6 protein-coding genes are annotated in these 7,413 nt (G+C 62.2%); 4 read left to right on the top strand and 2 right to left on the bottom strand.

Annotated features, from left to right (window positions below; translation table 11 throughout):
• The first annotated feature begins 222 nt into the window (after positions 1 to 222).
• A complete protein-coding gene (locus ACO2Q1_RS17160) occupies positions 223 to 492 on the top strand; it encodes a hypothetical protein (RefSeq protein ID WP_423330677.1) in 270 nt (89 codons plus the stop codon).
• A 71-nt stretch (positions 493 to 563) separates the two neighbouring features.
• Here ACO2Q1_RS17160 and ACO2Q1_RS17155 read toward each other — a convergent pair whose 3' ends face one another.
• Positions 564 to 776: a hypothetical protein gene (locus ACO2Q1_RS17155; RefSeq protein WP_292133328.1), complete on the bottom strand. Its 213-nt coding sequence runs from the start codon at positions 774 to 776 to the stop codon at positions 564 to 566.
• 1,449 nt (positions 777 to 2,225) lie between these two features.
• Entirely contained in the window at positions 2,226 to 3,077 is an 852-nt protein-coding gene (locus tag ACO2Q1_RS17150) for a CoA transferase (RefSeq protein WP_292133325.1), read from the bottom strand.
• Between the two features lie 141 nt (positions 3,078 to 3,218).
• On the opposite strand from ACO2Q1_RS17150, the gene ACO2Q1_RS17145 reads away from it, so the two are divergent.
• From ACO2Q1_RS17145 to ACO2Q1_RS17135, 3 genes are all read left to right on the top strand, one after another.
• On the top strand, positions 3,219 to 4,415 hold the full coding sequence (locus ACO2Q1_RS17145; RefSeq protein WP_423330676.1) for an acyl-CoA dehydrogenase family protein: 1,197 nt from the start codon (positions 3,219 to 3,221) through the stop codon (positions 4,413 to 4,415).
• A 53-nt stretch (positions 4,416 to 4,468) separates the two neighbouring features.
• Positions 4,469 to 5,122 carry a TetR/AcrR family transcriptional regulator gene (locus ACO2Q1_RS17140; RefSeq protein ID WP_292133319.1) on the top strand — a complete coding sequence of 218 codons (654 nt, stop codon included), beginning with the start codon at positions 4,469 to 4,471 and terminating at the stop codon, positions 5,120 to 5,122.
• Between the two features lie 118 nt (positions 5,123 to 5,240).
• Entirely contained in the window at positions 5,241 to 6,116 is an 876-nt protein-coding gene (locus tag ACO2Q1_RS17135; protein ID WP_292133316.1) for an alpha/beta fold hydrolase, read from the top strand.
• Positions 6,117 to 7,413 lie beyond the last annotated feature (1,297 nt).

Genomic DNA, 7,413 nt, shown 5'->3' with positions numbered 1-7,413 from the left:
CAGATCGGCCGGCCTGCTGCGCTGGTTGATGGCTGCGCAGACCGGCCTCTTGCCAACCCCAACAACCCCAGCTCAGATCAACGACGGACTCTTGTTATGGCTGGATGAGAAACGGGGGTCACGTCAAGCGAACTCTACGTCATTATCAACGGAAAGCTCGGGCAGGACTATCGTCAGACCAGAGGCAGTCTGCCGTCCGTTTTCGTGCGGTCCTACCAGAGCATGACCCAGTCTCTTTTGCGAACCAGTCTTGCGGCCCAGGGCGCGTTCGCTCGCCGCAACGGAATGCGCGTGAGCGTGGCGGCGATTCCCCCGGAGGTCGACGCTTCCGCGCTCGATTTCGACCAGGATTCGATGACGGCGCTCTTCGAGGAGGGCCGTCGTCGCGCAGCGGCCGGTGATGGCTGGGCGCCATTGAATGTCGGGCTGGTTGAGCCCCCCTCCCCGCCGGACGGCGGATCTAGCGGGCAACCCGGCCCTCAGAACCCCTGACGGCCAAAAAAGCATCAATGCAGTCTCGTAACAAACTTCTACCGCTGATCTCAGCGGCGGTTGTCGGCCTGTTACTTCCGTGCCTGGCCGGCGTCGCCACCGCACAGGATGACAGTCGGGAGCTTCGCGTCGCCGTCATGCAGCACGACGTCCTCCATCTGGGTGCGGGCGATCGCGAAAGCGGCGTCAACCTTGAAGTGGCGCTGTTGAGCCGTGCCATCGCGGCCATGGCGGCTGTCGGCCGTCCGAGGGATTATCTGAGCCTTGAACAGCGAGGGCGACACGAATTTCGCCGCCGTCGGCCTTGCGTGGCGGCGCGACCTTTCCGAGCGATTGAGCAGCGAGTTCCAGTTTGGTTATGCGATACACGACGGTCGTGGACACTTTGATCCCGCCGAGGCGCGATCTCGGCTTCTGCTGGGCTCTCGGGATCTCTTCCGATCGGCGCTCAGCCTTGATTGGAAGGCCTCGAACGACACACGGATGGGTCTGCAGTGGGTCCGCCTGTCGCACGGACAAATCCTGGGCGACGGGCGCAACCAGGGTCTAGATATCGCAGGTCTAGTGATGACGTACCGGTTTTATTAGGGCGCGATACTGATCGGCTATGCCGAGAAGTAAAGAAAACGAACCTCCCTATACATCGGATGATCGTTGCGGCAAAGTAGAGGCCAAAGCGTGCTTACCCCGAGCGGTGCGGCGAGCGGGCCATCTTGTCATCCAAGCGCTCTGAGAAACGACCTCCTGACCAAGCCGGCCGGGGTCGCGTCCCAAAATAGATCCCGGGCCCTTTCGGCTGCAAGGTCTCGCGCCTGAAGCAGTTTCTTAGAGGGTTGTCGCTGCCTGGCCCAAGCGCTCGTCTTGAAGCGTGCTCCCGCCTGTTGCGCATTGGGCGCAGGCCGGCGAGTTCATTATGCCCGCCTACAGCGCCGTTGCGGGCCTGGGCACTTCTGAGGCCGTACCTGTGGCGACCCGGCCGCGCGCCCACGCCGATTGAACGATTGCGCGTCGTGGCCGAGCACCAGACGGCCATTCTTGTCGCTACGGCTCCTACCAGCGCGAGCGGGCTCACAGAGCGTCGAACCCTGTACTCGTCTGTCATCGCCCGGAAGGACCGGCACGGTCATAGACCGTGCCGGTTTGGGAGGAAGGATGTTCACTCATGAACGCCTTTGAAACGTTGCCGGTACCTAACCGTTCCATTTGGTCGCTTGGCTGGACCGTCAATTTTGAGCCTGTACTCCGGTGTCAGCACACCCTGTCAGCTACGCCAAATCGCCAGCCAAAGCCCGAACTGTGGGTCGAAATCGCGTTCGATCGCAGCGAATTCTCAAACCCGATCTTCAGGCGGAGGTTGGTGTTGGCGGACGGACAGTGGGCCGATGACAGGCTAGTCTGGGACCTTTCCCCCCAAGGGGGGCTCTCGTCCAGAAACTCATCAACGCTAGGGGGGGCGTGGGACGCGTTTGAAATCCGCGCGTACGACGCCATTATCCGTTCGGCCCCGCTGGCCAAGCCGAGGTCGTGGCGCGACACATCGCGCCTGGCTATTTCGGCCCGGCCTGCTGGACCCAAGGGCGTCCATGGCGGACGGGGGAGGGATGGTTGGCCGGACCTAGGCAGGCCGCGAGCCGGCTGTGGTCTGACATCGAAGAGCGCACGGTGGCCCGGCAAGGCGACCATTGATGGACGCCTCTGCCGAAAACGATGCACTCATGCCCATGAGTCATGACCTAGGGAGCCCTCCCAGAACCGAACACTGTGCTGATCGGCAGGTCATTGGTCTTGGCTATTTCGTTGACCTCCGAGACCGACAGATCTGATAAAAATCCTTCCGGGTCCCCCGATGTAATTTCCATCAAGCGAGTGGAGAATTTGGGCTCGATCGCTGCAACCGCCGCCCAGCCATTTTTCAAAGGGTGGATTCCGTAGCCGGGAAACGCACCCGACAAGGCTCCCCCGTTCCGGGTGAGGCCATAGCCAACCGGTGCGGCGAACGCGAGTGCTGCCTGCTTCAGGCCGACGGTGCGATGGCGGCGCTGCGATCCACGTTCCCGACCGAGCAGCAGCGCCAACCCAGCGCGGGCGGCGTCCGCTGCACCCCCGAGATCAGCGATAAGCGTCAAAGGCATCGACGGCGGACAGACCAGGCCCGCGTCCATCTGATAGGTCAGATCATGACCCGGCGCTTCCGGCGCCCGGGCGTCGCCTACAATCTCGACCCAGCAAAGTCGGCTGCTGATCTCGCGCAGCGACGTCGCTGTAATTCCCAGGCGCGACAGGGCGGAGGGTCTCTGGCTGGTGATCAGCAGGTCCGACTGCGCCAGCATTGTGCGGAGCGACGCCATTTGGGAAGGCTCACGCAAATCCAGGGCGTAGACTTCAATCCCCCTGTGCAGGTCTTCGTACCAGGCAGGGCATGCAAGGCGCAGCAGATCGCCCGAAGGCGTTTCGATCTTCGTCGCGCTGACCCCATCCGCGACGAGCATGGCCAACGCAACCGGTCCTGGTAGATTCTGCGCCAGGGAGATGACGTTGAATCCTGCCAATGGGCGATGCCTGTCGTAGGTCGAAGTCGGACTCATTGGGCTGAACTCCTCCTCGTGATCGAGAGCGCCTGCGGTCGAAGACCATAATCTCACCTTGACAGGCTAAGCATGCCAGACAACATACTGAACGTCCAACATGTAACCGTTAATGCCGCCTGAAGCTTGGGATGTGGAGCGATGACGAGATCCAAGGAAGCTAGGGCGGAGTTCGTGGCTCCGCCTGAGACTGCTCCCCTGCTACAGCGCACCGTTTTCGGGTCGGAACACGACGACTACCGCCGCGGCGTGCGCAATTTTTTCGAGGCGGAGGTCTACCCGCACTGGGAAGCCTGGGAGGCTCAGGGGCATGTAGACCGAAGCCTATGGAACAAGGCGGGTGCGGCCGGGATGCTGTGCGTAACGATGCCTGAAGCCTTCGGAGGTCTCGGCGCCGACCGCCTCTTCGCGACTATAGTGATGGAGGAACAAGCGCGCGTGGGCGCCAGCGGGCCAGGCTTTTCACTCCACTCAGAAATCGTCGCGCCGTACCTTATGCACTACGGCAGCCAAGCCCAAAAGGAGAGGTATCTGCCCAGAATGGCGTCTGGAGAGCTCATCGGCGCGATTGCAATGACCGAACCCGGAACGGGATCGGACCTTCAGAATATCCGGACCCGAGCTCGCGACGCTGGCGACCACTACGTCCTCAACGGCTCAAAAATATTCATCACCAACGGATTTCTCGCCGACCTCGTGATCGTCGTCGCCAAGACCGGAGAATCCGGAAAAGGCAGCGCAGACACCAGTTTGATGCTCGTGGAAGCGCGTACGCCTGGGTTCACCAAGGGTAAACCGCTCAAAAAGATGGGTATGCGGGCCCAAGACACGGCCGAACTGTTCTTCGAGGATGTCCGGGTTCCCAAGGAGAACCTGCTGGGCAGCGAAGGGGCCGGCTTCATGATGCTGATGCAGCAACTCGCCTGGGAGCGCCTGATGATCGCAATCCAGGCTCAGGCGAGCGCAGAAGCCGCCTTCGACATCGCTCGCGACTATGTGAAGTCCCGTACCGCCTTTGGGCGTCCGGTCGCCGCCTTCCAGACCATGCGCCACCGAATGGCGGACATGCAGACCGAACTCGGCGTCGGCCGCACCTTCGTCGACGAATGTCTGAAGGCGGAGATCGCCGGGACCCTGACGCCGATGGCGGCTGCGGCGGCCAAGATGTGGGTGTCAGAGATGTGCAGCCGCGTCATCGACCAGTGTGTTCAGATGCATGGCGGTTATGGTTTCATGTGGGAGTACCCTGTTTCGCGGGCGTTCGTCGACAACCGCGCCCACCAGATCTACGGGGGCACCAATGACATCATGCGAGAGCTGATCTCTCGGGCGCTTTAGCCTGCCCCTGACCTTTGGTTCCTTCTGAAGCCCAGCCCCAAGCGTGAGGCGCCATGACCCATCTCGCCGACGACGGCAGATCTCACCCCCGAACCCAGACCGAGCGATCCGCCTCGATGAAACGGCGCCTGATCGAGGCGACGCTCGAGACGCTTCACGAGCATGGCTATGGCGAACTGACGATCGGCCGGGTCGTGGCCGTGGCAGGGGTCTCGCGGGGCGCTCCCTTGCATCACTTCACATCGAAAGCCGCCCTGGTCGAGGCGGCGACGGCGTCTCTCGTCGCTGACGTGTCACAGAAGATGCTTGAGATCTGGAAGCGAGTTCAGAGAGACCCTGATCCGCTCCGGCAGTTTTCACTGGCGCTCTGGAAAGACATTTTTCTCGCGCGCGAAGGCGTGGTTTTGGCGGAACTCAGCCACGCCAGCCGCAGGGCTCCGGAACTCGCGGAAATCCTCACCCGTCTTTGGACAGGCTTCTATCGGATCGTGCAGGATTTTCATCCCGCTGATGCCGCCGGGTTTGGCGGCCCCGCCGGTGAGTTGTCTGTCGGTCGGACCTTCATGTTGAGCCAATGGTTGATGCGGGGCATGCACGCTGACGTTCATTTGGGAGCGTCGAAAGCGTTGTTCGAGGCCTATCTGAACCAGTGGGTGGACGCCTTGGAGCCCAAGAACTCTCCCCAAAGCGATGGTCCAGCCGCGTGATCGAAACCGGCGATTCGAGCGGGTGGTGCAAAGTTCCGCCGGTTTCCAACGCCTGGGCTTATCCTGCCGCCGGTTCAGAAACGAAGCGAAACTCCGAACCAAAGATAGAGACGTCTGAATGAAAGAACCGTCCAGAGCAGCGTTCAGGACCACCGACGGGCTAGATTTGGCCGCCGACTGCTATGGTCGACCCGGACGCGGGTCTCTCCTGATGGCGCACGGCGGGGGCCAGACGCGGCATTCCTGGGCCAAGACGGCGACGGTGCTTGCGGATCGAGGCTGGCAGGTGGTGGCGCTTGATCTTCGCGGCCACGGCGACAGTGGCTGGTCGATGACGGGCAGTTACGCGATCGAACGGTTCGCGGCCGACCTTGTGGAGGTTGCCAAGACGATGGGTGACCGTCCGGCCTTGATCGGGGCGTCTCTTGGCGGTCTCGCCGGACTGTACGCCGAGGCGGAACTCGCGCCCGGAAGTTTCAGATCGATCACACTCGTTGATATCGTCCCGGGCATGGACATGGACGGAGCCGCAAGGGTCATCGAGTTCATGAGCGCCAATGTCGCGGAAGGCTTCGGAAGCCTCGACGAGGCGGCCGACATCATTGCTGCCTATCTGCCCCACCGCCCCCGGCCTTCAGATCAATCCGGTTTGGCCAAGAACCTGAGGAAGGGTGCTGACGGCCGATACCGCTGGCATTGGGATCCAAACGTCGTCGCCGGCATGCAGAGCGGGAAGTCCCTGCATGACGCGGAGGCATTCCGGGCTCGGATGCCTGGGTTGAAAATCCCGGTCCATCTTATCCGCGGCCGTCTGAGCGAACTGGTCTCGCGCGAAGCGGCGGAGTCGTTCGTCGACCAGCTTCCGAACGGAGAATTCACCGACGTCGCTGGCGCTTCACACATGGTGGCGGGTGATCGCAACGATGCTTTTCTAAACGCCGTGGTCGAATTCCTTGACCGCTTGGATCGAGAGCAAAGAGCCCCAAGCGGCTGACGTCGTACTGAGTTTTTTTCGGTGATGACGCCTCTGAAGCCGGCCGCCTAGTGTCAGCCGCCCGTCTGCGCTAGGATCTCTCGGGAGCTCATGGCCGACACGCCAGCCGCGCTCGCCACCATCTGGGACAGGCCGTCAACGTCGACGTTAAAGCGTCCGTCACCTTGTTTGATTGTCCTCCTATTTATCGGCCAGAATGGATTTCCGCCAGCAGATTGCAGTGCTCAGATGTCAGAAACGCTCGACGTTTCCGCCGAGAGCCGATCCGCCGTCGCTCTGCAATGATCCCCCCACTCGTCTCTGCGGAAGGGCTCGAGGAAGCGACCAACACTACTATCGACGCGCGTAGAGACCTTTAAGCGCTAAAACAGGTTCGACGGCGTTACCGTCAAGTGATTGCGACGGGACGAAGATCGACGGCTCCGGATCCACTACTCTTACGGGACAACGGTCGCCTCTTGCGGGTCGCCTTCGCCCACGCTTGGCCAAGGTAAACGCGGTCCGTTTCGCGGCGATGAACGCCTACGAGGTCAAGAGTATTCGACGGTCAAGTTGGCGCTTACCCATCTTGACGGAAGTAGTTGGCGCATTCCTGTGGTGTGAAGGCGTTGAGCGTGTCAGCGATGCGACCCATAGGGCTGTCACGGTGGTATCCGCGGCAGCTCTCAGCAGGGTCTTGAGCGTGGCGCAGGCCAGCTCGATGGGGTCAGGGGTCGGGGCGAGTACGGCGGCAGTTCGCGAAGAGTCCGCCGCGTTTGCGGATCAGGTTACGCACCTGATCCCCCCGCCGCTTGAAGAACCGACGGATCGACGCTTCGGTGATGGCCACGCCCCGCTTGGCCTCGAGCGGGCCAGTCCGGCCAGGGTGGGGTCGTTCTCAGCCTCGTTCAGCTCAAGCAGCCAGGCCGCGTGTAGCTCCAGCGGCGACCGGCTCCGCCCGCCGCAGGCCGACCCCGCTGATCTCGGCTTGAGAGCAACGCAGCGAGCCGCTGAAGCCACGCTCACCTGAAACCGAAGGGCCGCCTGCCGACGCGACATCTCCGAAGCCACCGGCGCCAGAACCCGCTCCAGAAGATCGTCCGATCACGCCTTGCCCATCATCGCCTCCCGCTCAGGACGCGCCGTGACTCACGGTTCGCGCCAGATCGCGCTCTTCCGCTGCGGACCTGGATCGTCCGGCAGAATCGGTTCGAGCGCGAAGCCGGCCTCGATATCCCCTTCGGCCTCCATGGCGGTGGGAGGCGCCGCAGAAGGCTTTCGGTTCGTCTGCAGGGCGCGGTGAAGAATGTAGGTGGGC

The sequence above is a fragment of the Brevundimonas sp. VNH65 genome (genome assembly GCF_049445955.1).
Lineage (GTDB): Bacteria > Pseudomonadota > Alphaproteobacteria > Caulobacterales > Caulobacteraceae > Brevundimonas.
This window is presented reverse-complemented; position numbering and strand designations above follow the sequence as displayed.

Coding starts and splice junctions, on each gene's coding strand:
- ACO2Q1_RS17145 (WP_423330676.1), top strand. CDS start 3,219: ATGACGAGATCCAAGGAAGCTAGGGCGGAGTTCGTGGCTCCGCCTGAG.
- ACO2Q1_RS17150 (WP_292133325.1), bottom strand. CDS start 3,077: ATGAGTCCGACTTCGACCTACGACAGGCATCGCCCATTGGCAGGATTC.
- ACO2Q1_RS17135 (WP_292133316.1), top strand. CDS start 5,241: ATGAAAGAACCGTCCAGAGCAGCGTTCAGGACCACCGACGGGCTAGAT.
- ACO2Q1_RS17140 (WP_292133319.1), top strand. CDS start 4,469: ATGACCCATCTCGCCGACGACGGCAGATCTCACCCCCGAACCCAGACC.
- ACO2Q1_RS17160 (WP_423330677.1), top strand. CDS start 223: ATGACCCAGTCTCTTTTGCGAACCAGTCTTGCGGCCCAGGGCGCGTTC.